Origin of the sequence: Streptomyces rishiriensis, assembly GCF_030815485.1 — a bacterium.
Classification (GTDB): Bacteria; Actinomycetota; Actinomycetes; order Streptomycetales; family Streptomycetaceae; genus Streptomyces; species Streptomyces rishiriensis_A.
The window spans coordinates 1,460,111-1,483,096 of record NZ_JAUSWV010000002.1 but is presented as its reverse complement, the minus strand read 5'-3'; the positions used below and the strand labels follow the sequence as shown (position 1 = coordinate 1,483,096).

The following is a 22,986-nucleotide window of genomic DNA, read 5'->3' as shown; positions in this document are numbered from 1 at the left end:
CGGCAGGGGCATGAGCTTGCGGGGGGTCGACGCACCGATCGGGTGGTGCGTGGTGGAAACTGTCTGGTGGACACGGACGTTGTGAAGATGTCCGGGTCGACCGGTGTATTCAGTCAGGGTTCGTCCTGCCCCACGGGCGGGTCTGTTTCGGTCAAGGGGAATCGCCCGTGAAGTTGTTTGCGAAGTTGTTCGGCAAGAGCGCGCGAGAGGGTAGCGACAACGCGACCGCTCGCCATCGCGCACAGCCTGACGCAGAGGGTCAGCGGCCGCTGTTCAGGGATCAGGTGGCTGGTCCGGGCGGCGACATTGCCGGAGGCCAGGGCGCGGCGTCGGTTGACCCTGCGCAGTCCGGCGGCATAGGTTTCGGCCAACCGTCGACCTCGAGTACGGGTGGAGGGTTTTCCCCTATGTCGGCCCTGGTGTGTACGAGGTGCGGTAACCGCAACGCGGAGAACAGCCGATTCTGCTCCAACTGTGGCGCGCCGCTACGCCCCGGGCTGACGCCCGAGCGGGCGTCGGAGACGACTTCCACCATCTCCATCTCCGGTCTCGAGGCCTACGACGCCGAGGTCACCGGTCAGACGCAGCTGCCCGCCCTCTCGCCCGAGGCGCAGGCCGCGGTCGACGCGCTGCCGCTGGGCTCCGCCCTGCTGGTCGTGCGGCGCGGCCCGAACTCGGGCAGCCGTTTCCTTCTGGACGGCGACCTGACCACGGCCGGCCGACACCCGCAGAGCGACATCTTCCTGGACGACGTGACGGTCTCGCGTCGCCATGTGGAGTTCCGGCGCAACCCGGACGGCACCTTCAACGTGGCGGACGTCGGCAGTCTCAACGGCACGTACGTCAACCGGGAGCGGATCGACGAGGTCCCTCTGTCGAACGGTGACGAGGTACAGATCGGTAAGTACCGGCTGGTCTTCTACGCGAGCCAGCGGGGCTACTGACCGGCCCCCGGGCGCCGTCCGGGGGGAATCCCCAGGGAAGGTCCATGCTTCAAACACCGAGGGGCGGTGTCGGACACGGCACCGCCGCCGCGGACGGTGGTTCGATGAGCATCGGCACCGTGCTGAACGCGCTGCGCGACGAGTTTCCCGAAGTCACCGTCTCCAAGATCCGCTTTCTGGAGTCGGAAGGGCTCATCGAGCCGCAGCGAACCCCTTCGGGGTATCGGAAGTTCAGTGTGCAGGACGTCGAGCGCCTCGGCCACGTCCTGAGGATGCAGCGGGACCACTATCTGCCCCTCAAGGTCATCCGCGAGCATCTGGACGCCATGGAGCGCGGTGAGGCCGCACCGCTGCCGACCGTCGGCCGGCAGCGCGACGGTGAGGCCGTCCCCGAGGCGTCGGAGGGGCCCACCGTCGCCAGGATCGGCCGGTCCGAGCTGTTGGCGGCCGCGGGCATCGGTGAGCCGGAGCTCGAGGAGTGGGAGTCGTACGGCCTCGTTGCGCCGTTGGAGGACGGGGTCTACGACGCCGAGGCGGCCACCGTGGCAGCGCTTGTCGCCGAGCTGGGCCGGTTCGGGATCGAGCCCCGGCACCTGCGGGTGATGAAGGCCGCGGCGGATCGTGAGGCCGGTCTCGTGGACCAGGTGGTGGCCCCTCTCAAGCGCCATCGCAATCCGCAGACCAGGGCGCACGCGCAGGCCCGTACGAAGGAAATCGCGGGGCTCACGGTGCGGCTGCACGCGGCGTTGGTGCAGACGGCGCTCGGGGTGCGGCTGCCCTGAGCGGGCGGTTTCGCCCTGGGGCGGATCGGTCACCCGTTCCCGGCCCGACTACCCAAACGTCCCGGGCACGGCCTAGGGTTACTGTGTGAACGAGCTCGATGTCGTAGGTGTCCGGGTCGAGATGCCCTCCAACCAACCGATCGTGCTGCTGCGTGAAGTGGGAGGCGACCGTTACCTTCCCATCTGGATCGGACCGGGGGAGGCGACGGCGATCGCCTTCGCCCAGCAGGGCATGGCTCCCGCGCGACCGCTGACCCACGACCTGTTCAAGGACGTGCTGGAAGCCGTCGGCCAGGAGCTCACCGAAGTGCGCATCACGGACCTGCGGGAGGGCGTCTTCTACGCGGAGCTGGTCTTCGCCAGCGGGGTCGAGGTGAGTGCGCGTCCGTCGGACGCCATAGCGCTGGCGTTGCGCACCGGGACACCGATCTTCGGCAGTGACACGGTCCTGGACGACGCGGGGATCGCCATCCCGGACGAGCAGGAGGACGAGGTGGAGAAGTTCCGCGAGTTCCTCGACCAGATCTCGCCCGAGGACTTCGGCAGCAGCAATCAGTAGCCGGCACATGCGCGGAACGCGGGCGTCCTGCACGGGGACGCCCGCACTGTTTTCGGCAAATGCCAACGGCGAGTGAGAGCGTCCTACGGCTACTTCTCAGCGCATTCGGCTAGCCTTTCCCCGCGACGGGGTGCGGGAAACCACTCTCAGGGTGATTATCACTCGGCGTGCCGAGTGTGGCGATCGTTGACGCACCCCTGGTGACTGCCTACCGTCGACAAGGCAGGTCAAGGACGGAGGTCGGCGTGAGAAGCAGCGGCGACGGTACGGCTGGGGGTGCCCCCGGACTCGGTGTCGGGGGAAGCGGTCCGTACCCTTCCCCGGGCTCTCCAGCGCGTTCGAGCAGGGCCTACCCCCAGCAGAGCAGCGCGGCCGACCACGCTCCGCAGCGACCGGCGGCCGTGCCGAGCAGCGGAGGGGCGACGTCCATGGCGTCCGAGCAGATCGGCTATCGAGGTCCGACGGCTTGCGCGGCCGCGGGCATCACCTATCGGCAACTGGACTACTGGGCCCGCACCGGGCTGGTCGAGCCGAGTGTGCGGCCTGCCCACGGGTCCGGCACGCAGCGTCTTTACAGCTTCCGGGACGTCGTCGTCCTGAAGATCGTCAAGCGGTTCCTCGACACCGGGGTGTCGCTGCAGAACATCCGCACCGCCGTGCAGCATCTGCGGGAGCGCGGGTTCAGCGACCTGGAGCGCATGACGCTGATGAGCGACGGTGCCACCGTCTACGAGTGCACGTCGCCGGACGAGGTCCACGCGCTGCTGCAAGGCGGTCAGGGCATCTTCGGCATCGCGGTGGGCGTCGTGTGGCGGGACGTCGAGAGCGCGCTGTCGCAGCTGCACGGGGAGCGTGTCGACACCGGGGAGACGCTCGTCGGGAACAATCCTGCGGACGAACTGGCACGTCGGCGCAACCGGGCGGTCTGAACCGCCTTCGTAGGCGCGAGGGGCGGCTGTACGGCGTCATTGATGCTCCTATTGCTGTCAAGCGGCTCGGAGCCAGTCGCGGTAGGCGTGAGCGAGGTCGTCGTCCCTGCTGAGTCCCCTTTCGAGTCTGGAGATGGTGGTGGGCCAGACGCCGAAGTGCTGGGCGACGGTGGTGAGGGTGATGTTCTTGGCCTGCCGCAGAGGCCGTAGGTCGGCTATGCCTGGAATGTTGAGCGTGGTGGTGAGACAGCGGAACATCTCCCGGGCGATGGCCCGCTTCAACATCCGGATAATCTCTTTCTTCGTCCGTCCGGCGGCGACTTGCCGTGTGACGTAGGCGCGAGTTCGGACGTCGCCGGACATACGGACCAGGGCGATGCGGTAGAGCGCGGAGTTGGCGGTCCGGTCCCCGCCCCTGGAGAGGCGGTGGCGGTTGGTTCGGCCGCTGGATGCGGGGACCGGGGCGGCTCCGCACAGAGCCGCGAAGGACGCCTCGGTTCGCATCCGTTCGGGATTGCCGCCCGCGGTGATCAGCAGCTGCGCGGCGGTGTCGGGGCCGACACCGTAGGTCGCCCGCAGGCCGGGGTTGTGTGTGGTGACTTCGGCATCCAGGGCCCGCGTCAGCGTCTCGTGCTCGGCAGTGAGTTCCTTGACGCGGCGGGCGAGGCTTTTCAGCGCGGTCAGGACAGCGGTGTGCAGGGCGTCGCCGGCCGGTCGCAGCCGAGCCAGGGCCTCGGTGCGGTCGGTGCCCTTGAGCTGCCCGTACTTCGAGCGGATCGCCTCCGGAGCGGTGACGAGGACCTGGCCGAACAGATCCCGGCGGCCGGACAGAACAACGCGAAGACAGTCCAGCAGGGCGTCAGTCAGTGCCCGGGTCACGACCACCGGAACCCGAGTATCAGCATCAATGTCAGTGCCGTGGTGCAGCATCGGACATGTGAGAAACGCGCCCACGATCCTGCATCTCGACATGGATGCCTTCTTCGCGCAGGCGGAGCAGGCCTCCAAGCCGAGCCTGCGCGGGAAAGCCGTGGTCGTGGGCGGTCTGGGGCCCCGCGGCGTGGTCGCGACCGCCTCCTACGAGGCGCGGGTCTTCGGAGTGCACTCGGCGATGCCCATGGCCCAGGCGCGCCGAAGGGCTCCGAACGCCGCTTATCTGGTGCCGCGCTTCGCGTTCTACCGGTCGATCAGCGAGCAGGTCATGGGCTTGCTGCGGGCGCTGTCGCCGCTGGTGGAGCCGCTGAGCCTGGACGAGGCCTTCGTGGACCTGGATGCCGGGGGAGCGGCCTGGGACAGCGAGTCGGCGCGGCTGGCGGGGATCAGGCTGCGCGCGGACATACAGGCCGTCACCGGGCTCACGGGTTCGGTGGGCCTCGCCTCCTGCAAGATGCTGGCGAAGATCGCCTCCGAGCAGGCGAAGCCGGACGGCCTGGTGCTCATCGCGCCGGGGACGGAGCGGGCCCTGCTCGGCCCGCTGCCGGTGCGGACCCTGCCGGGGGTCGGTCCGGCGACGGGGGACCATCTGCGCCGGGCCGGGATCCTCACGATCGACGAGATCGCCGAAGCCGGTGAGGACGAGTTGGTGCGGCTGCTGGGAAAGGCGCACGGGCACGCGCTGTACGCCATGGCGCTGGCCCGCGACGACCGGCCCGTGGTGGCGGAGCGGGAGGCCAAGTCGGTCTCCGTCGAGGACACCTATGACGTGGACATCCACGACCGGATCCGGGTGGAGCTGGAGGTGCAGCGGCTCGCGGACCGATGTGTGCGCAGGCTGCGGGAGGCCGGTCTGTCGGGGCGGACCATCGTGCTGAAGGTGCGGCGGTACGACTTCTCCACGCTCACCCGGTCCGAGACCCTGCGCGGGCCCACCGACGATCCTGCGGTGGTCCGGGAGGCGGCGGCCCGGCTGCTGGAGTCGGTGGACACCACGGGCGGGGTGCGGCTGCTCGGGGTGGGCGTGAGCGGGCTGGCGGACTTCACGCAGGAGGATCTGTTCGCGCAGGCGGCCGAGGAGCGGGTGGTCGGGCCCGAGGAGGAAGTCGCTGCCGAGCCCGTCGGCGAGGTGCCGGTGCCGGTCGAGCGCCAGTGGCGCCCGGGGCACGACGTGCGGCATGCCGAGCTCGGGCACGGATGGGTGCAGGGCAGTGGGCTGGGCCGGGTCACCGTGCGGTTCGAGACGCCCGAGTCGGAGCCGGGACGGGTGCGCACCTTCAGGACCGACGATCCGGCGCTGGAGCCGGCGGATCCGTTGCCTCTGGTGCGACGAAGACCGGATGACGACGGCGGGGCGGCGGCGGGAGCACCGCATCCTGAAGTGAAGTCCTCGGAAAGGCAACCGTCCGAGGTGCAGCCCTCGGAAGAGGCGCAGCCGTCGGAGGCGGAGTCCGGGAACTCTGCGTGAGGTGGATCAGTTACACAGAGTGAAGCGGTTCGAACTGCGAGGTGGGTCGGAGCGGTGGCACGCGGGTGGCACCGGTGGGGGATGGGGAGGGAGCTGCATGAAGCTGCACGGAGGCCGGTTCGCGGACCCGGCCGGGGTGTCGCCGGAGCATGAGGCCGAGATGCGCCGGGTGGTGGACAGGATGACCCGGTGGGCCGGGAACCGGAGCGATGTGGTGGGGCTGCTGCTCGTCGGGTCCTGTGCACGTGGGACAGCGGGTCCCGACTCGGATGTCGACCTTGTGGTGTTGTCGACGGCGCCAGCCCGGTACGCCGAGGACGACGGGTGGGCTCGGGAGCCGGCTCTGGGAGAGGTGATCCGGGTCCGGGATCGGGGGACCGTCACCGAATGGCGGTATGCGACCGCCTCCGGTCTGGAGGTCGAGGTGAACGTCGGGCCTGCCCGCTGGGCACGGACCGACCCGGTCGACGCCGGTACCCGAAGAGTCGTCACGGACGGCGCCCGGCCGCTGTACGACCCCGCCGGGATTCTCGGGGCGCTGATACAGGCCTGCGGCTGAGGGGCTCAGCCGTCCTCCGTGCCGGCCAGTCGGCCGAAGTCGTGGTCGGGGAGCGGGGGAGGAGCGCCCACGTCGAGGCCGTAGTGGTGGTAGAGCTGGAGTTCCTGCTCCGGGGAGAGGTGGCGGCCCACACCGAAGTCGGGAGCGTCCTTGATCAGGCCCCGGTCGAAGGGAATGTGCAGGGTGCCCTCGACCAGCCGGCTGGGCTCCAGGGGGACGAACGCGTCGCGGGAGAACAGACCGGTGCGTATGGCCGCCCACTCCGGCACTCCGGTGGCGTCGTCGAGGTAGACCTCGTCGACGGTCCCGATCTTGGTGCCGTTGCGGTCGAACGCCTTGCGGCCTATCAGGTTGCGCGGATCGATGTCGGTCTGCACGGGCCCTCCACTTGGTCGCAACTCATCCGTAAGCACTACAAAAGAGCACATCGGGACGAGCGGCCACTCGAGCGAGACTCATTGACCCCGCTGGTAGTCTGACAATGGCTGCTGACACCGCGCGGGAGAGTCCTCCGGACATCACCGGAGGCGCCGAAGGAGCAAATCCTCCCCGGAATCTCTCAGGCTCACGTACCGCACGGACGAGGTCACTCTGGAAAGCAGGGCGGGTGCCGACGGCGTCGACGGCTTCCGCTCTCACCGACGGTGAAAGCCGGGTGCCCTCGGGGACCCGGTGAAGCTCTCAGGTTGAGATGACAGAGGGGGAGGCCGTCCGGGTACCCACCGTGGTGACCCTCGAAGGTCGTGTCAGACCAGGAGGCCTCCGTAATGACCGCCCATCGCATTCCGCTCGCCGAGCTCGAGCAGGGAATTCCCTTCGAACACCGCCACATCGGGCCCGACCTCGAAGCGCGGGCCAAGATGCTCGCACAGGTCGGCTACGGCTCGCTCGACGAGCTCACCGCCGCAGCGGTCCCGGATGTGATCAAGAACGCCGACGCGCTGGACCTGCCGGGCGCGCGCACCGAGGCCGAGGTGCTGGCCGAGCTGCGCTCGCTGGCCGACCGCAACCAGGTCCTCGCTCCGATGATCGGGCTCGGCTACTACGGGACCTTCACGCCGCCCGTCATCCTGCGCAACGTCATGGAGAATCCGGCCTGGTACACGGCCTACACGCCGTATCAGCCGGAGATCTCCCAGGGCCGGCTCGAGGCGCTCCTGAACTTCCAGACCGTGGTAGCGGACCTCACCGGGCTGCCGACCTCCGGCGCTTCGCTGCTCGACGAGGGCACGGCCGCCGCCGAGGCGATGGCGCTGTCCCGGCGCATGGGGAAGAACAAGAAGGGCCTCTTCCTCATCGACGCGGACGCGCTGCCGCAGACCATCGCCGTGATCGAGACCCGCGCCGAGCCGACGGGCGTGGAGGTCGTCGTCGCCGACCTGAGCGACGGGATTCCGGCGGAGATCGCCGCACGGGAGATCAACGGCGTGCTCGTGCAGTACCCGGGCGCTTCCGGTGCCGTGCGGGACCTCAAGGCGATCATCGACCAGGCGCACGGGCTCGGCGCGCTCGTCACGGTCGCCGCGGATCTGCTCGCGCTGACGCTGCTGAAGTCGCCCGGCGAGCTGGGGGCGGACATCGCGGTCGGTACGACGCAGCGGTTCGGTGTGCCGATGGGCTTCGGCGGTCCGCACGCCGGTTACATGGCCGTCCGCGAGCAGTTCGCGCGCAGCCTGCCCGGGCGGCTGGTGGGCGTGTCGGTGGACGCCGACGGGCACAAGGCCTACCGGCTCGCTCTGCAGACGCGTGAGCAGCACATCCGACGCGAGAAGGCCACGAGCAACATCTGCACGGCGCAGGTGCTGCTGGCCGTGATGGCGGGGATGTACGCCGTCTACCACGGCCCCGACGGGCTGCGGGCGATCGCCCTGCGCACGCACCGGTACGCCTCGGTCCTGGCCGCCGGGCTCGAGGCCGGCGGCGTCGAGGTCGTGCATGCCTCGTACTTCGACACGCTGACCGTACGGGTGCCGGGGAAGGCCTCCGAGGTCGTCGCCGCCGCGCGGGAGCGCGGGGTCAACCTGCACCTCGTGGACGCCGACCAGGTGTCGATCGCCTGTGACGAGACGACCGCTCGGGCGCAGGTGTCCGCCGTCTGGGCCGCCTTCGGGGTGGACGGCGACATCGAGTCGCTCGACGCGGCCACCGCCGACTCCCTGCCCGCCGGGCTGCTGCGGTCCGACGCGATCCTGACGCACCCCGTCTTCCACCAGCACCGTTCCGAGACCGCGATGCTGCGCTACCTGCGCAGGCTCGCCGACCGGGACTACGCGCTGGACCGGGGCATGATCCCGCTGGGCTCCTGCACGATGAAGCTCAACGCGACCACCGAGATGGAGCCGGTGACCTGGCCCGAGTTCGGGCAGCTGCACCCCTTCGCGCCGGCCGAGCAGGCGGAGGGCTATCTGACGCTCATCCGCGAGCTGGAGGAGCAGCTCGCCGAGGTCACCGGCTACGACAAGGTGTCGCTCCAGCCGAACGCCGGGTCTCAGGGCGAACTGGCCGGGCTGCTCGCCGTCCGCGGGTACCACCGGGGCAACGGTGACGAGCAGCGGACGGTGTGCCTCATCCCGTCCTCCGCGCACGGCACGAACGCGGCCAGTGCCGTGATGGCCGGCATGAAGGTCGTCGTCGTGAAGACCGCCGAGGACGGCGAGATCGACGTCGAGGACCTGCGGGCGAAGATCGAGCGGTACCGGGACGAGCTGTCGGTGCTGATGATCACCTACCCGTCGACGCACGGGGTGTTCGAGGAGCACGTCGCCGACATCTGCGCCCAGGTGCACGAGGCGGGCGGGCAGGTGTACGTCGACGGCGCCAACCTCAACGCGCTGGTCGGTCTCGCCAAGCCGGGGCACTTCGGTGGCGACGTCTCGCACCTGAACCTGCACAAGACGTTCTGCATCCCGCACGGGGGCGGCGGCCCGGGCGTCGGACCCGTGGCCGTACGGTCGCACCTGGCGCCGTATCTGCCGAACCACCCGCTCCAGCCCGCCGCCGGGCCGGAGACCGGGGTGGGGCCGATCTCCGCGGCTCCCTGGGGCTCCGCCGGGATCCTGCCGATCTCGTGGGCGTATGTGCGGCTCATGGGCGGTGAGGGGCTCAAGCGGGCCACGCAGGTGGCCGTGCTGAGCGCCAACTACATCGCCAAGCGGCTGGAGCCGCACTACCCGGTGCTCTACAACGGGCCGGGCGGGCTCGTCGCGCACGAGTGCATCATCGACCTGCGGCCGCTGACCAAGGCGACCGGCGTGAGCGTCGACGACGTCGCCAAGCGGCTCATCGACTACGGATTCCACGCGCCGACGATGTCGTTCCCGGTCGCCGGGACGCTGATGATCGAGCCGACCGAGTCCGAGGACCTGATCGAGATCGACCGTTTCTGCGAGGCGATGATCGCCATTCGCGCGGAGATCGAGAAGGTCGGGGCGGGCGAGTGGCCGGCCGAGGACAACCCGCTGCGTGGCGCCCCGCACACCGCGGCCGCGCTGGGCGGGGAGTGGGAGCACGCGTACACGCGTGAGGAGGCCGTCTTCCCGGCCGGGGTGTCGGCCGCCGACAAGTACTGGCCGCCGGTGCGCCGGATCGACCAGGCCTTCGGCGACCGGAACCTGGTCTGCTCGTGCCCGCCGCTGGACGCGTACGAGGACTGAGCGAGTGGGTGAGGGCCCCCGTCCGTTCCGGGCGGGGGCCCTCGCGCGCGCTACGCCGTGGCCAGGGACACCTCGGTCGCCTTGATCAGTGCGATCACGTCGGAGCCGACGAAGAGGCCGAGGTCGGCGGTTGCTTCCCTGGTGATCACGGCGGTGAGCTCGCCGCCGTCCATGGAGACCTTCACCGAGGCCATGACCTCGCCCGTCACCAGGCCGGTGATCGTGCCGGTGAGCTGGTTGCGGATGGACAGGCCGTCGACCCGAGCGGTGGCCAGGGAGACCTCCGTCGACTTCACCAGGGCGCGGACGGCGGTGCCGGCGGTGAGGGCGAGTTGGTTCACGGCCTCCAGCGTGATGGCAGCCGTGAGGTCCTGGCCGCCGTCCAGTCGGATCTTGACGGTGGCCATGACCTCGCCGGGGTGGACGGCGGTAACGGTGCCGGGGAGTTGGTTGCGGATGCTCAGGCTCATGAGCGTCAACGGTAGGCCGCCGGGCCTGTCCAGCGGGTCATGCGCGGGCTTGCGTCGTCTGCCGGCCTCAGGATCCGTGGGATACGCGAGGTGATCGGCGCTTCGGGCGGGGCCGGTGCCAGGTCGTGTCGGCAAGGTAGCGCCGTCTGCCCGGAGGCCGGGGGTGGCGGAGTCCGGTGGGTGCGATCGCAAAGGCGGAGGGTCGGCCTCGTGCCGGGGGTGCGTGGGTGATCCCGACAGCGCGGTGAGCGTGCGTGCCGGGCGTCACGAGCCGGGCGGGACTTTGTGGACACGGTCCTGCTGTCCGGAGAGGTTAGTGACGCGGCCGGCTGGTGTTCGGCCGTCGATGCCGGTGCGGGGGCGGTGGTGGTTGTACGAGTCCGGCCAGTCGGGGAAACGCTGCCTGCCGCTGGGCGTCTGAGGTTAGGGCTGCTGGTAGGCCCATCTCTCGAGCAGTGTGCGGTGGAAGCGTTCGGCCTTGCCGTTGACCTGGGGTCGCCAGGGCCTGGTCCAGCGTGGGCTGATGCCCAGCTCGCGGCAGGTCTGGCGCCAGGTGTTCCTGGTGTAGGACCAGGTGTTGTCGGTCAGGACCCGCTCAATGATGATGCCCTGCTGGATGAACCCGCGGGTTCATCGGATACGTCGGTTGCCTGTCGTCAAACGATCGTTTGACGACAGGTGTCGCGGGTGAAGGCGTCGCGGTCTTTGGCGTTGCGCGTCAGTGGCGAAGTTCCGGTTTCGGGTCAGGCCGGCGGGGCGGGGGTATATCTGGCGAGCATCGTCTGGACGGCCTCTTCGACGGCGTTGTGGATGTCGGAGGCTGCGGGGTTCCAGCCGGTCAGCAGCATGCGGGGCCACAGGACGTAGTTAGCGATCATGCCGAGGAACTGGTTCGCGGCGCTCTCGGCGTCGGGCACATCAGCGTTGCCCGCCTCATGCTCGGATTCCAAGTAGTGCTGGACGGAGGTGAAGTAGGGCAGTTTGCCCAGCTGGAACTGCATCCGTCCCAGCTCGGGGAAACGAGGCAGTTCGGCGATGACGATCCGGAACAGGCCTGTCATGCGGGGCCGGCCGATCAGGTCGGCGTAGCGGTGGCCGATGGCTGTCAGCCCGGAGCGCAGATCTCCCGCCTGTGGCCGCGCGGCGGTATCGCCGGCGTCGCGCTGCCAGGACTCGGTGACGATGGCCTCGAAGAGGGCCGCCTTGGTGGGGAACTGCTTGAACAGGGTGGACTTCGAGACCCCGGCCGCTTCGGCGATCCGTGCGAGGGAGGTGCCGTCGTAGCCACGGTCCAGGAACAGTTCTGTGGCCGCGGAGGTGATCGCCTCGCGCTTCTGCTGGGCGAGCCTGCGGTGATGCGCGGTGAGTTCTGCTGCCATGCAGAGAGTATGCCGTAACCCCGAGGCGAGTCACTTGACTCGCCTCGGGGAGCCCGCTTACGGTGCACCAGCAAGGCGAGTCGAGTGACTCGCCTCTGATCCGCGGCACCTGGGCACATCCTGGTTGTCGCACGGTGGAGGAAGTCATGACAATCGACAAGATCGCTTTGGTGACCGGTGCGAATCGCGGCCTCGGGCGCAGCGCGGCCATCGCCCTGGCCACACGCGGGGTGCGGGTCGTGGTCACCCACCGCGGCGATGCGGCCGGGGCTGAGAAGACGGTGGAACAGGTGCAGGCCGTGGGTGGGACTGCCGCGGTTCTCCGGCTCGACATCAGCGACGTCTCCTCCTTCGCGTCCTTCACCTCCGAACTGGGCGCCCAGCTGGAGCGCTGGGGTACTTCGCGGCTCGACATCCTGGTCAACAACGCGGGAGTGGGAGTCTTCGGGCCGCTGGAGACTGTCACGATCGACGACTTCGACACCGTGATGGACACCAACGTCCGGGGCACGTTCTTCCTCATCCAGTCGCTCGTGCCGCTGCTGGCCCAGGGCGGCCAGGTCATCAACGTCTCGACGTCACTGACCCGCCACACCAGCCCCGCCACCTCGGCCTACTCCGCTTCGAAGGCCGCCGTCGAAGCTCTGAGCCGTACCCTCGCCGCAGAACTGGGGCCTCGCGGCATCCGGGTCAACTCCATCGCCCCGGGGCCGACCGCCACCGACTTCAACGGCGGAGCGATGCGGGACGACGCCGGAATGCGTCAGGTTCTGGCCGGACAGACCGCGCTCGGCCGCGTCGGCGAACCCGAGGAGATCGGCGACGCCATCGCTACGCTGGCCTCCGAGGGACTGCGCTGGGTCACCGCCCAGCGCATCGAGGTCTCCGGCGGCGCCCTCCTGTGACGCCGGGCGACGGCCGGTAGGGAAGCAGGCAGTGACGGCCCCGACTCACTTCGAGCCGACCGACTCGTCCTCATCCTCGTCCAGCTCTGGCGCTTCAGGGTGCACCTCGACGGAGACACCCGCCGCCGGCCCCCGCCTCCGCCGCCGGCCCCGCCTCCTCAAGACGCTCGCTGGCTGCTTCCACCCCGCGTCCAGGCCCCGCACCAGCTCCGCCAGATGCTCCTCGACGGGCACGTCCAGGCTCAGGGCTGCCGGGACGTCCTCGCACACCGACTCCCAGTCGGCCCTCCAGCAGGCGGGCGCGCGGGGTTGGGCCAGCGGTGCGAGGGCGAGGCGAAGACGTCGCGGTAGTTCAGGGCCCGGTGCGGCTGCTCCAGCACGCACACCACGTACGCGTCCCGGTCCACCGCGCCCTGCGGCAGGTCAGAGTGGGCGTCCACCGCCTCGCGCCACGCGAGCCTGCGGTGAGCATCGGCCGTACGCTTCGGTTCCGCCGCCTGCTCCGGCAGGGCGCCTTCGACCCCAGCGCGTACCGGGCCGGCGCCGCCATCCGGTTCGGCGGGATCTGCGACAGCCTCAGCCGCCCCAGCCGGTACGCCCGATCTCGTCCACCCGCTCCAGCGCGCGGGCGAACGCCGTCCTCGTCGTCCTCGTCGGCGGCCGGCGCAGCCGCTCCAGCTCGCAGAACCGCGAGCCCTCCGGTGGCTTGGACCGGTTCACCGGGCCGTGCGCGTTCGTGGCGGCGGACGGGTTGGCGGGTGGCCCGGGCACAGGCGGCCAGGGCGGGCGGGCCGGTGCCGGTGCGGGCCGCCGGCCGCAGCTGACGATGCGGTGCTCGCGCCGGGGCGGGGCAGCCCGTGTGGACGCCGGGTCGGGTCAGCCCGTGTGGACGCGGGGGCGGCGGTCGCGGTCCGGTTCGGCCTCGCGCAGGACCTCCCGGGTGACCGGGGCGACCTCGCCCTGGCCGAAGAGGAAGAAGCGCAGGAAGTTGGCGAAGGGGTTGCCCTCGGTCCACTCGAAGTAGATGTGCGGGAGGCACCCGGTGGAGTCCCTGGTGTGCAGCAGCAGCGCGGCCAGGGCGTTGGAGACGGAGGAGGACTCCAGGGTCAGGACGCGGTAGCGGTGGTGCAGGACCTCGCCGCGTACGGTCAGGCCCGACTCGAACTCGGAGGGGTCGACGACGGTGACCTCGACGAAGACGAAGTCCTCCCCCGGAATGTCGTTGTCGCGCCGGATCTGTTCGATCTTGTCGCGGTACTCGGCCCTGTCGCGCTGGTCGGGCTCGTTGGCGATGAACCGTATCTTGCGGCTGGCCATGTCCCGGATGAAACGTTCCGCCATGTCGTCCAGCGTCACGCTGGTCACGCGGAGCTCGAAGGCCCGGGCCAGCCGGGACAGCAGCGAGACCAGGATGATGCCGGCGATGAAGCAGGCGCCGATCTTCACGCCGTCCGGGCGCTCGATGACGTTCACGACCGTCACGTAGAGCAGCACCGCCGAGACCACGGTGAAGCCGACGGTCCAGCCCCGCTGCCGGGCGCGGCGGGCGGCGATGGTCACCGCGATCGCCGCCGAGGACATGAGGACCAGGACGCCGGTGGCGTAGGCGCCGCCCTGCGCGTCGACGTCGGCGTCGAAGATCCAGGTGACCAGGAAGGCGACCAGGGTGAAGACGATGACCATGGGGCGGACGGCGCGCGCCCAGTGCGGCGCCATGCCGTAGCGGGGGAGGTAGCGGGGCATCAGGTTGAGCAGCCCGGCCATCGCGGAGGCGCCGGCGAACCACAGGATGGCGATCGTCGACACGTCGTATACCGTGCCGAAGGCGTTGCCCAGGTACTCGTGGGACAGGTAGGCGAGGGCGCGTCCGTTGGCCTGGCCGCCGGACTCGAACTCCTTCTCCGGGATCAGCACGGTGGTGATGAAGCTGGTGGCGATGAGGAAGACGCTCATGATCAGGGCGGCGGTGGTCAGCAGCTTCTTCGTGCCCCGGATGCGGCCCTCGGGGTTCTCCGCGGTGTCGTCCGGGTCGCCCTGCACGTGCGGCATGACCGCGACGCCGGTCTCGAAGCCGGACAGGCCCAGCGCGAGCTTGGGGAAGACCAGCAGGGAGACACCGATCATCGCGAACACGTTGCCGTGCTCGGCGGTCAGCGCGTCGGCCCAGTCGGTGACCACGTGGCCCTCGGTGACCACGTGCCACAGACCGACGGCCACCACGACGACGTTCAGGCCGAGATAGACGACGACCAGCGCGACCGCGACACCGATGGCCTCCAGGAAGCCCTTGAGGAACACGGCGCCGAGCAGGGCGACGAGGACGAGCGTGATCACCATCTGCCGGTCGTGCAGGGCGCTGGTCAGGTGCGGGTTCTCGACCAGGTGGGTCGAGGCGTCCGCCGCGGACAGGGTGATCGTGATCAGGAAGTCGGTGGCGGCGAACCCCAGCAGGGTCAGGACGAACAGCTTGCCCTTCCAGAAGGACAGCAGCCGTTCCAGCATCGCGATCGAGCCCTCGCCGTGCGGACTCTCCTCGGCGACACGCCGGTAGACGGGCAGAGCGCCCGCGAGGGTGACGATCACCAGCACGATCGTCGCCACCGGGGAGAGCAGACCGGCCGCGAGGGCGGCGATGCCCGGCTGGTAGCCGAGGGTCGAGAAGTAGTCGACACCGGTCAGGCACATCACCCGGTACCAGCGCTGGCCCTTGTGCTCGGGTGCGGTGGCGGTGTCCGGAGCCTTCCCGTGAGCGTGGCCCTTGCCCATGTCGGACAGACCCTCGAGCATCCAGGAGCGCAGGCGACCGGGGGAAGAGTGCTCGGTGGTGGCCATGGGAGTGCTCCTGGTCTGCGGATCGGCGTGTGGTTTCGGCCATCACGCGGACGGCGGGATCAGCGTAAGCGGAGAGTGACGCCCAGGCCCCTGGATCATGGGCCGGACGGCGTCAAGCTTCCGTTAAGACTGGTCACGGGGCGGGCACGCAGCGTGACGTACCGCTGGGTCCGCCCTGGCCGGGAAGCCGTCGTCCCTGTCGGCTTCGTAATGTTCGCCGAATAATTCGAATGTTTCGATGCCTCTAAGCGGCTCGCTGGGCCTTCTTTTGCGAACAGACCCCCGGATTCCCTGTGTTCAAGGGGTTGCCACCCGTCGGAGGGTGTCTCTAGGGTGCGGCAGCAGCGAAGCTTTCTGGATCTGGTTCGAAACTTTCGATCTATCAAGGAGCGCATGATGGGCGACCCGGCACTCTCCCGCCGCGGCTTTCTGGCGGCCTCCGCCGCGGCCGGTCTGAGCATGACGGCACTGAGCGCCTGCGGCGGCGACTCGGACGGAGGGTCGTCGGGGACGACCACCATCGAGTGGTGGAACATCTCCACCACCCAGCCGACCAAGGACGTCTGGGCTGGTCTCGCCAAGCAGTTCGAGGCCCAGAACCCCAAGGTGAAGATCAAGATCGTGCAGTTGGAGAACGACGCCTACAAGTCGAAGATGACGGCGCTGACCGCCTCCGGGAAGCTGCCCGACATCTTCCACACCTGGGGCGGGGGTGTCCTCAGGCAGCAGGTCGACGCCGGCCTCGTCGAGGACCTCACCGAGAGGACGAAGGAGTGGCACGACGGCCTGCTCCCGGTCTCCCGCCAGCCCTACCTCCTCGACGAGAAGGCGTACGGCATCCCGTTCGACATCGGCATGATCGGGTTCTGGTACAACAAGGCCCTCTTCAAGCAGGCCGGCGTCAGCGCGCCCCCCACCACCTGGAGCGGCTTCCTCGATGCGGTGCGCAAGCTCAAGTCCGCCGGGATCACCCCGCTCGCGCTGGCGGGCAAGGAGAAGTGGCCCGGCATGTACTACTGGGCGTATCTCGCGATGCGCACCGCCGGTGTCGACGCCCTGCGCGAGGCGGGTGACGACAAGGACTTCACCGGGGACGGGTTCGTCCAGGCCGGGCAGCACCTCCAGGACCTCGTCGATCTCCAGCCGTTCCAGAAGGGCTTCCTCGGCGCCGCCTACTCCAGCCCCACCGGCCAGGCCGCGGCCGTCGGCAACGGCAAGGCGGCGATGGAACTGATGGGCCAGTGGGCGCCGGTGGTGGAGGCCGACGCGGGCAAGGGGCTCGGGGCGAACCTCGGCTTCTTCCCGTTCCCGGCGGTCGACGGCGGCAAGGGCGTGATCACCGAGGTGTTCGGGGGAGGAGGCGGGCACGCCCTGCGCAAGGACGCCCCCCAGGCCGCCGTCGACTTCCTGAAGTTCTTCGCCAGCGCCGCCACGGACACCGAACTGGTCAAGAAGACCGGGGTGCTGCCCGTCGTGCCGGCCGCCGAGAGCGCCATGACCGACCCCAACATCAAGGCCGTACAGGCCCAGCTGAAGGCCGCCACCGGCTTCCAGCTCTACCTCGACCAGGCCTACGCGCCGGCCCTCGGCCAGGAGGTCAACGACAGCGTCGCCGCCCTCGTCGCCGGGTCCAAGTCGCCTCAGCAGGTCACCGAGTCGATCACCAAGGTCGCGAAGGAAGAGCAGTAGCCGGCGATGACCTCCACTTTCCTTCCGGACAAGCGCAGCGGCCCGGACGTCGGCCCGCCGCCTCCGTCTCCCGGCCCGGGCCGGGGCAGGGCGCGGCGGCGGGCGCGGCACTGGCTCACCGCCGTCGGCTTCCAGGTGCCCGCACTGGTGCTGTTCGGCACGCTCGTGCTGCTGCCGATGCTGTTCGCGCTGTACGCCTCGTTCTTCCGCTGGGGCGGCTTCGGCATGCCCGACGACTACATCGGCGGCGACAACTTCACCCGGCTCTTCCAGGACCCGGTGTTCCTGGGCGACCTGTGGCGCTGTCTGCTGCTGGTGGGGCTCTCGCTCGTCCTCCAGCTGCCGTTCGCGCTCGCGCTCGCGGTCGCGCTCAACCAGAAGATCCGCGGCCGGGCGGTGTACCGGATGCTGTTCTTCGCGCCGTACATCCTCTCCGAGGCGATCACCGGCGTGCTCTTCAGCATGATCTTCGCCCCGGACGACGGTCTCGCCGACCATGTGCTGGGGGCGGTCGGTCTGGACGGGGTGGGCGGTCAGTGGTTCGCCGACCCGTCCACCGTCATGGCCACCCTCTTCCTGGTCATGACGTGGAAGTACTTCGGCTTCCACATGATGCTCTACCTGGCCGGGCTCCAGTCCATCCCGGCGGAGCTGACGGAGGCCGCCCTGATCGACGGGGCGGGTCCCTGGCAGCGCTTCCGCAACGTCACGCTGCCGCTGCTGGCGCCGACCCTGCGGATCAGCGTCTTCCTGTCGGTCATCGGCTCGATCCAGCTCTTCGACCTGGTGTGGGTGGTCACCGCGGGCGGTCCCGACCACCACTCCGAGACGATGGCCGTGACCATGTTCCAGTACGGCTTCAAGCGCTACCAGGTCGGTTACGCCAGCGCGATCAGCGTGGCGATGTTCGGCATCAGTCTCGTCTTCGCCCTCGCCTACCAGCGGTTCGTGCTCCGCCGGGATCTTCAGGGCGCCACCACGACCATGCGAGGAGGCGGCGCGTGAAAACCCGCGAGACCGGCAGCAGCACCCGCAGGACCGGACGGACGTATCCCCTGCACCTGGTCCTCGGAATCGTCGGCGCGGTGATGGCCGTACCCCTCCTCTACGCCGTGCTGTCCGGCTTCAAGTCCACCGACCAGCTCTCGCGCAACCCCATCGGCCTGCCCGATCCCTGGGTCACCTCCAACTACACGGACATCCTCGGCTCCGGCTCCTTCTGGCAGCTCGTCGGCAGCAGCACGATCATCGCGGTCGGTACGACCGTGGTCGTCGTCGCGGTCTCCGCGCTCGCCGCGTTCTCCTTCGCCCGGTTCGCCTTCCGCGGCCGGGAGGTGCTGTTCACCCTCTTCACGATGGGGCTGATGTTCCCCTTCGCGGTGGCGGCGCTGCCCCTGTTCCTGCTGCTGCGCTCGATCGGCCTGCTGGACAACCCGCTCGGAGTGATCCTGCCGCAGGCCGCCTTCGGGCTGCCGATGACCATCGTCGTCCTGCGCGGGTTCTTCCGCGAGATCCCCGCCGAGCTGGAGGAGGCGGCCACCCTCGACGGCTGCGGGCCGCTGAAGTTCTTCTGGCGGATCCTGCTGCCCATGGCGAGGCCCGCCCTCGGCACGGTGTCCGTGCTCGCCGTGGTCGGCAGCTGGAACAACTTCCTGCTGCCGCTGCTGGTCTTCAACGAGCCCACCTGGTGGACCGTCCCGATCGGCGTCCAGCAGTTCCAGGGCCAGTACTCCGCGGAGTACGCGCGCGTCTTCGCCTATCTCGTGCTCGCCATGGTGCCCGCCCTGGCGTTCTACTCCGTCGCCGAGCGCCAGCTCGTCGGCGGCCTCACCGCCGGCGCCACGAAGGGATGACGCGCGCCCGCGGATTCGTACGGCTCACCCCTACCGTGAGGAGTCGCACCATGCCCAGCACCGCCGCCCGCACCCGGCTCAGACTCGCCGGCGCCCTCGCAGCCGTCCTCGTCGCCTCCGGTGTCGCCACCGGACCTGCCGCCCAGGCGCACGAGGGCCCGGCGCGCGGAGAACCGCGCACGACCCTCGCCGACCTCGCGCAGCGCCACGGCCGCTACTTCGGCAGCGCCACCGACAACCCGGAACTCACCGACACCGCCTATACGAAGATCCTCGGCGAGCAGTTCGACATGATCACCCCGGGCAACGGCATGAAGTGGTACGCCACCGAGCCGCAGCAGGGGGTCTTCGACTGGACGGCCGGCGACGAGATCGTCGGCCTCGCGCGCGCGAACCACCAGAAGGTCCGCGCCCACACCCTCGTCTGGCACAGTCAGCTCCCCGGCTGGCTGACCGGCAAGGAGTGGACGGCGGACGAGCTGCGGGCCGTCCTGAAGAACCACATCCAGACCGAGGTACGCCACTACCGGGGCAAGGTCTACGCCTGGGACGTGGTCAACGAGGCCTTCAACGAGGACGGCACCTACCGTGAGACCGTCTTCTACAAGACCCTCGGCCCCGGTTACATCGCCGACGCCCTGCGCTGGGCCCACCAGGCCGACCCGAAGGCGAAGCTGTACCTCAACGACTACAACATCGAGGCCGTGGGCCCGAAGAGCGACGCCTACCACGCCCTCGCCAGGGAACTGAAGGCCCAGAAGGTCCCGCTCGACGGCATCGGCCTCCAGGCGCATCTCGCCCTCCAGTACGGCTATCCGACGAGCCTGGAGGACAACCTCCGCCGCTTCTCCCGGCTCGGCCTGGACACCGCGCTCACCGAGGTCGACGTACGGATGCTGCTGCCCGCGACCGACGAGAAGCTGGCCCAACAGGCCGACTGGTACCGGGACATGACCGAGGCCTGCCTCGCGGTGCGGCGCTGCGTCGGCATCACCGTCTGGGACTACACCGACAAGTACTCATGGATCCCGGCGTTCTTCCCCGGCGAGGGCGCGGCGCTGCCCTGGGACGAGCAGCTCGCGCCGAAGCCGGCCTACCGGGCGATCCGGGAGGCGCTCAGCTAGCGACGCGCGGCGGCGCGGTGCTCGAGCGGACCACCAGCTCCGTGCCCAGTTCCACCCGCGGCGAGTCGGGGCGCTCGCCGCGGGCCAGGCTCAGGACGGTGCGTGCGGCGAGTTTGCCCATGTCGGCGAGGGGCTGGCGGACGGTCGTCAACGGCGGGGCGGACCAGCGGACTTCGGGAAGGTCGTCGAAGCCGACCACGCTCATGTCCTCCGGGGCCCGCAGGCCGCGCCGGCGCAGCGCCTCGATCGCGCCGAGCGCCATCTGGTCGCTGGCCGCGAACACGGCGGTCGGCGGTTCGGCCAGACCGAGCAGGGCGGTGCAGCCGGTGAAGCCCGACTCGGGGCGGAAGTCGCCGGGGACGACGAGGGTCTCGTCGACGGCGAGGCCGGCCGCCTCCAGAGCGGCCCGGTAGCCGTCGTAGCGGGCGCGGGAGCACAGCAGCCGGGGCGGGCCGGCTATCAGACCGATCCTTCGGTGGCCCAGCGACAGCAGATGCTCGGTGGCCGCCAGGCCGCCCGCCCAGTTGGCTGCGCCGATGGTCGGGGTCTCGACGGCGGGCGAGCCCATCGGATCGACGACCACCAGCGGGACGCCCAGGATGCGCAACTGCTCGTGCAGGGTGGGTTCGAGGGCCGAGGTGACGAGGATGACGCCGTCGGAGGCCCGGGCGCGCAGGTTGCGCATCCACTCGCGGGCGTCGCCCGAGCGGCCGTGGATCGCCGACACCACGGTGCCCACCCCGGCCGCGTGGGCGACCTCCTCGACGCCGCGGATGATCTCCACCGCCCAGGGGCTGTCCAGGTCGTTGAAGACCAGGTCCAGCAGCGCGGCCCGGGTGCGGGAGGCGGCGGGGCGCTTGCGGTAGCCGTGCAGCCGCAGCAGGTCCTCGACCCTGGCCCGGGTTCCCGGCGAGACGTCGGAGCGGCCGTTGACGACCCGGGACACGGTCGGCACCGAGACGCCGGCCCGGCGGGCGATCTCCGTGATCGTGATTCTGGCCCGGGTCGCGGGCACGGTGTCGTCCGCATTCACTTCCCCACCTCCGTCGCATGGTTCCGGACGCTGCGCCGAAACTTCCAGGAGTCTTCCGGAACAGGTGCTGCCGTGGGAAGACACTCAGAGGGACGCACCGCGCCGAGACCGGGCGGCTACGGGGAGTGAGGGGGTGTGAACGCGCGTCGGGGCCGGTTCGCGTGGTTCGCGGGCCGGCCCCTCATGTCTGCGGACGGCGGTCCCGCGCCGTCCGGCCGGTGCTCAGGCGGCGGTCACGACCCGGTGGGGGGCGATGACCCGGCCGTCCGGCAGGAGCTCACCGGTGTCCTCGAAGAGCAGGACGCCGTTGCACAGCAGGCTCCAGCCCTGCTCCGGGTGGTGCGCCATGAGGCGTGCGGACTCCCGGTCGGCTGAGGTCGCTGTCGGACACGGTGGCTGGTGCTGGCACATGGCTGGGAACTTCCGCTCTGGCGTGAGGTCTGAGATGGATGTGGTGTCTGTTCCGCGGCGTGAAACGTCGTTCATGGCCGCCCCCCGTTGTGATAAGTCCGTCGGGACCCAGTGTTGCCCCACGGAGGTCGATCCGCAGGGATTTCGCGTCACCGCTTCTCACAGGTTCATGACGCATCACCCGCGCGGGCGGTTCATCTCAACCGCACTGTCACTTCGGGTGGTTCTGCGTGGCCGGATGGGGCTAGTCCGGAGGGTCCCCGGGAGGCCCCTCGGGTCATCCGGCCGCGCCGCACCCCGACACCGGGGCCGCGGTGACGGGGTGCGGGGTAGGCGGGCCGAGCGGTCAGGCAGGTGAACCGAGCAGCGGTGGCGCCGCCGGTGTCACCCGCAGGGTCAGCAGCGGGAGCAACTCGGCGACCCGGTGGGCGCGGTGTGCGGCGATCCCGGGCGGCGCCGGTGCCAGTGGCACCAGCAGATCGGTCGGGGCGGGCCTGCCCGTGGTGCCGTCCGAGGTGCTGTCCCCGTGCAGCCAGAGGGTGAGCATGTAGAGCCCCGGGATCGACAGCAGCCGCGCCTGGAACGGCTGGGCGGTCGACTCGGCCTGGCGCAGGGCGCGTTCGGTGGAGGCGATGTAGGGGCCTTCGAAGAAGTGCGAGAACGCCCAGCCGTCCGGGGTGAGGCGGGTCTCAGCGGCTGCCACGGCGCGGTCGCCGCAGCGGATCAGGAAGCGCCAGCCGGCCAGCCGGGTCGCGGCCACGCCGTCGGGGGCGATCCGGTCCAGGACGTGCAGGGGCAACGGCAGTTCGGGAGTGACGTCGCCCTGAGCGGTGCGCAGGGAGGGGGTACGAGCCTCGCGGACCGCGGTGGGGGAATCGAGTGCCACGAGGACGGAGCGAAGGGCGGGCGCGGGAGCCGGGGGGACATGCAAAGGCATGGTGGGTCGCCTCTCATTCGACAGGCACGGTGGCGCGAGGGCGTGGGCGGACGGCGCTGTCAGCTAGCTCTCGAACAGGTCGGAGAGGCCGGGGGCCGGAGTCTGGGGGTGCGGGGGTGCGCGAGCGGCCTGCCGTCACTTCGACGACAGGCTCCTTCGACTGCGGGCGCCAACCTTCTCTGCCTTGTCCGGGAGTTTATACGACATGTGTTCAGACTGTGTTTCGTCTAGTCGATGCCGGGACACTCGGCAAGGGTTCATTCGGTCGGCGATAGGGGGGAATCATCCCGATTCAGAACGGGGTCCGCAGCGATGACCTCGGCTTATGCCGCTGCAGCGGTCGGCGTATTTCAGTCGGCGTTTTTCACGAGTTCCACATTTCGTGAAAGGTCCTACGGCCGCATGCCCCGTGAATGTGCCAGCGGTCACCGCCGATGGCTTTTCGGTCAGCGTAGCGGGTGCCGGACGGCGCGAGGGACGTTATCGATCGGCCCGGCTGGGCATCATCCCACCTGACCGGATCATC

General features: G+C 69.8%; 20 protein-coding genes, 2 pseudogenes and 1 riboswitch. Of the genes and pseudogenes, 12 read left to right on the top strand and 10 right to left on the bottom strand.

Annotated elements, in window-relative coordinates; all coding sequences use genetic code 11:
* The first annotated feature begins 59 nt into the window (after positions 1 to 59).
* The 4 genes from QF030_RS09015 (at position 60) to QF030_RS09000 (ending at position 3,214) form a co-directional block, all read left to right on the top strand.
* Positions 60 to 944: an FHA domain-containing protein gene (locus QF030_RS09015; RefSeq protein ID WP_307167514.1), complete on the top strand. Its 885-nt coding sequence runs from the start codon at positions 60 to 62 to the stop codon at positions 942 to 944.
* Between the two features lie 44 nt (positions 945 to 988).
* The gene (gene ftsR, locus QF030_RS09010; protein WP_307162137.1) at positions 989 to 1,726 is read left to right on the top strand and encodes a transcriptional regulator FtsR; all 738 of its coding nucleotides are present in this window, start codon (positions 989 to 991) and stop codon (positions 1,724 to 1,726) included.
* Between the two features lie 85 nt (positions 1,727 to 1,811).
* A complete protein-coding gene (locus QF030_RS09005) occupies positions 1,812 to 2,285 on the top strand; it encodes a bifunctional nuclease family protein (protein ID WP_188183535.1) in 474 nt (157 codons plus the stop codon).
* A gap of 245 nt (positions 2,286 to 2,530) precedes the next feature.
* A complete protein-coding gene (locus tag QF030_RS09000; protein ID WP_307162136.1) occupies positions 2,531 to 3,214 on the top strand; it encodes a MerR family transcriptional regulator in 684 nt (227 codons plus the stop codon).
* 57 nt (positions 3,215 to 3,271) lie between these two features.
* On the opposite strand, the gene QF030_RS40560 is transcribed toward QF030_RS09000, so the two are convergent.
* Positions 3,272 to 4,093 (bottom strand): transposase, encoded by an 822-nt coding sequence (locus QF030_RS40560; protein ID WP_373428751.1) that lies wholly within the window; start codon positions 4,091 to 4,093, stop codon positions 3,272 to 3,274.
* A gap of 58 nt (positions 4,094 to 4,151) precedes the next feature.
* Here QF030_RS40560 and QF030_RS08990 point away from each other — a divergent pair, with 58 nt between their 5' ends.
* Both QF030_RS08990 and QF030_RS08985 read left to right on the top strand, forming a co-directional pair.
* Positions 4,152 to 5,615 carry a DNA polymerase IV gene (locus tag QF030_RS08990; protein WP_307162135.1) on the top strand — a complete coding sequence of 488 codons (1,464 nt, stop codon included), beginning with the start codon at positions 4,152 to 4,154 and terminating at the stop codon, positions 5,613 to 5,615.
* A gap of 97 nt (positions 5,616 to 5,712) precedes the next feature.
* Positions 5,713 to 6,174, top strand: coding sequence for a nucleotidyltransferase domain-containing protein (locus tag QF030_RS08985; protein WP_307162134.1), 462 nt, complete (start codon positions 5,713 to 5,715; stop codon positions 6,172 to 6,174).
* A gap of 5 nt (positions 6,175 to 6,179) precedes the next feature.
* On the opposite strand, the gene QF030_RS08980 is transcribed toward QF030_RS08985, so the two are convergent.
* Entirely contained in the window at positions 6,180 to 6,551 is a 372-nt protein-coding gene (locus tag QF030_RS08980) for a PRC-barrel domain-containing protein (RefSeq protein WP_307162133.1), read from the bottom strand.
* A gap of 112 nt (positions 6,552 to 6,663) precedes the next feature.
* Positions 6,664 to 6,759, top strand: a riboswitch (glycine riboswitch).
* Positions 6,760 to 6,941: 182 nt separating this feature from the next.
* On the opposite strand from QF030_RS08980, the gene gcvP reads away from it, so the two are divergent.
* A complete protein-coding gene (gene gcvP / locus QF030_RS08975; RefSeq protein WP_307162132.1) occupies positions 6,942 to 9,827 on the top strand; it encodes an aminomethyl-transferring glycine dehydrogenase in 2,886 nt (961 codons plus the stop codon).
* 50 nt (positions 9,828 to 9,877) lie between these two features.
* Here gcvP and QF030_RS08970 read toward each other — a convergent pair whose 3' ends face one another.
* The 3 genes and pseudogenes from QF030_RS08970 to QF030_RS08960 form a co-directional block, all read right to left on the bottom strand.
* Positions 9,878 to 10,297, bottom strand: a complete 420-nt coding sequence (locus QF030_RS08970) for a TOBE domain-containing protein (protein ID WP_307162131.1) — start codon at positions 10,295 to 10,297, stop codon at positions 9,878 to 9,880.
* Positions 10,298 to 10,561: 264 nt separating this feature from the next.
* Positions 10,562 to 10,912: pseudogene (locus QF030_RS08965) on the bottom strand (integrase core domain-containing protein); the annotation flags it as partial.
* A gap of 128 nt (positions 10,913 to 11,040) precedes the next feature.
* A complete protein-coding gene (locus tag QF030_RS08960) occupies positions 11,041 to 11,676 on the bottom strand; it encodes a TetR/AcrR family transcriptional regulator (protein ID WP_307162130.1) in 636 nt (211 codons plus the stop codon).
* Positions 11,677 to 11,822: 146 nt separating this feature from the next.
* Here QF030_RS08960 and QF030_RS08955 point away from each other — a divergent pair, with 146 nt between their 5' ends.
* Positions 11,823 to 12,581 (top strand): SDR family NAD(P)-dependent oxidoreductase, encoded by a 759-nt coding sequence (locus QF030_RS08955; protein WP_307162129.1) that lies wholly within the window; start codon positions 11,823 to 11,825, stop codon positions 12,579 to 12,581.
* A 136-nt stretch (positions 12,582 to 12,717) separates the two neighbouring features.
* Here QF030_RS08955 and QF030_RS40555 read toward each other — a convergent pair.
* Positions 12,718 to 13,289: pseudogene (locus QF030_RS40555) on the bottom strand (Tn3 family transposase); the annotation flags it as partial.
* A 168-nt stretch (positions 13,290 to 13,457) separates the two neighbouring features.
* Positions 13,458 to 15,413: an amino acid transporter gene (locus QF030_RS08945; protein ID WP_307162127.1), complete on the bottom strand. Its 1,956-nt coding sequence runs from the start codon at positions 15,411 to 15,413 to the stop codon at positions 13,458 to 13,460.
* A 396-nt stretch (positions 15,414 to 15,809) separates the two neighbouring features.
* Between QF030_RS08945 and QF030_RS08940 the strand changes: the two genes are divergently transcribed.
* The 4 genes from QF030_RS08940 (at position 15,810) to QF030_RS08925 (ending at position 20,079) form a co-directional block, all read left to right on the top strand.
* Positions 15,810 to 17,102 carry an extracellular solute-binding protein gene (locus QF030_RS08940; protein ID WP_307162126.1) on the top strand — a complete coding sequence of 431 codons (1,293 nt, stop codon included), beginning with the start codon at positions 15,810 to 15,812 and terminating at the stop codon, positions 17,100 to 17,102.
* Between the two features lie 6 nt (positions 17,103 to 17,108).
* Entirely contained in the window at positions 17,109 to 18,107 is a 999-nt protein-coding gene (locus QF030_RS08935) for a carbohydrate ABC transporter permease (protein WP_307162125.1), read from the top strand.
* A gap of 83 nt (positions 18,108 to 18,190) precedes the next feature.
* The gene (locus QF030_RS08930) at positions 18,191 to 18,955 is read left to right on the top strand and encodes a carbohydrate ABC transporter permease (RefSeq protein ID WP_307167513.1); all 765 of its coding nucleotides are present in this window, start codon (positions 18,191 to 18,193) and stop codon (positions 18,953 to 18,955) included.
* A gap of 50 nt (positions 18,956 to 19,005) precedes the next feature.
* A complete protein-coding gene (locus QF030_RS08925) occupies positions 19,006 to 20,079 on the top strand; it encodes an endo-1,4-beta-xylanase (RefSeq protein WP_307162124.1) in 1,074 nt (357 codons plus the stop codon).
* Here the strand turns inward: QF030_RS08925 and QF030_RS08920 are convergent.
* The 3 genes from QF030_RS08920 to QF030_RS08910 all read right to left on the bottom strand — a co-directional run bounded on the left by QF030_RS08920 (position 20,072) and on the right by QF030_RS08910 (position 22,460).
* Positions 20,072 to 21,112: a LacI family DNA-binding transcriptional regulator gene (locus tag QF030_RS08920; protein ID WP_307162123.1), complete on the bottom strand. Its 1,041-nt coding sequence runs from the start codon at positions 21,110 to 21,112 to the stop codon at positions 20,072 to 20,074. The two genes, QF030_RS08925 and QF030_RS08920, sit on opposite strands and share 8 nt — an antisense overlap.
* Positions 21,113 to 21,334: 222 nt before the next feature.
* Positions 21,335 to 21,523, bottom strand: a complete 189-nt coding sequence (locus tag QF030_RS08915) for a DUF5999 family protein (protein ID WP_171396006.1) — start codon at positions 21,521 to 21,523, stop codon at positions 21,335 to 21,337.
* 346 nt (positions 21,524 to 21,869) lie between these two features.
* A complete protein-coding gene (locus QF030_RS08910; RefSeq protein WP_307162122.1) occupies positions 21,870 to 22,460 on the bottom strand; it encodes a hypothetical protein in 591 nt (196 codons plus the stop codon).
* Positions 22,461 to 22,986: the final 526 nt, after the last annotated feature.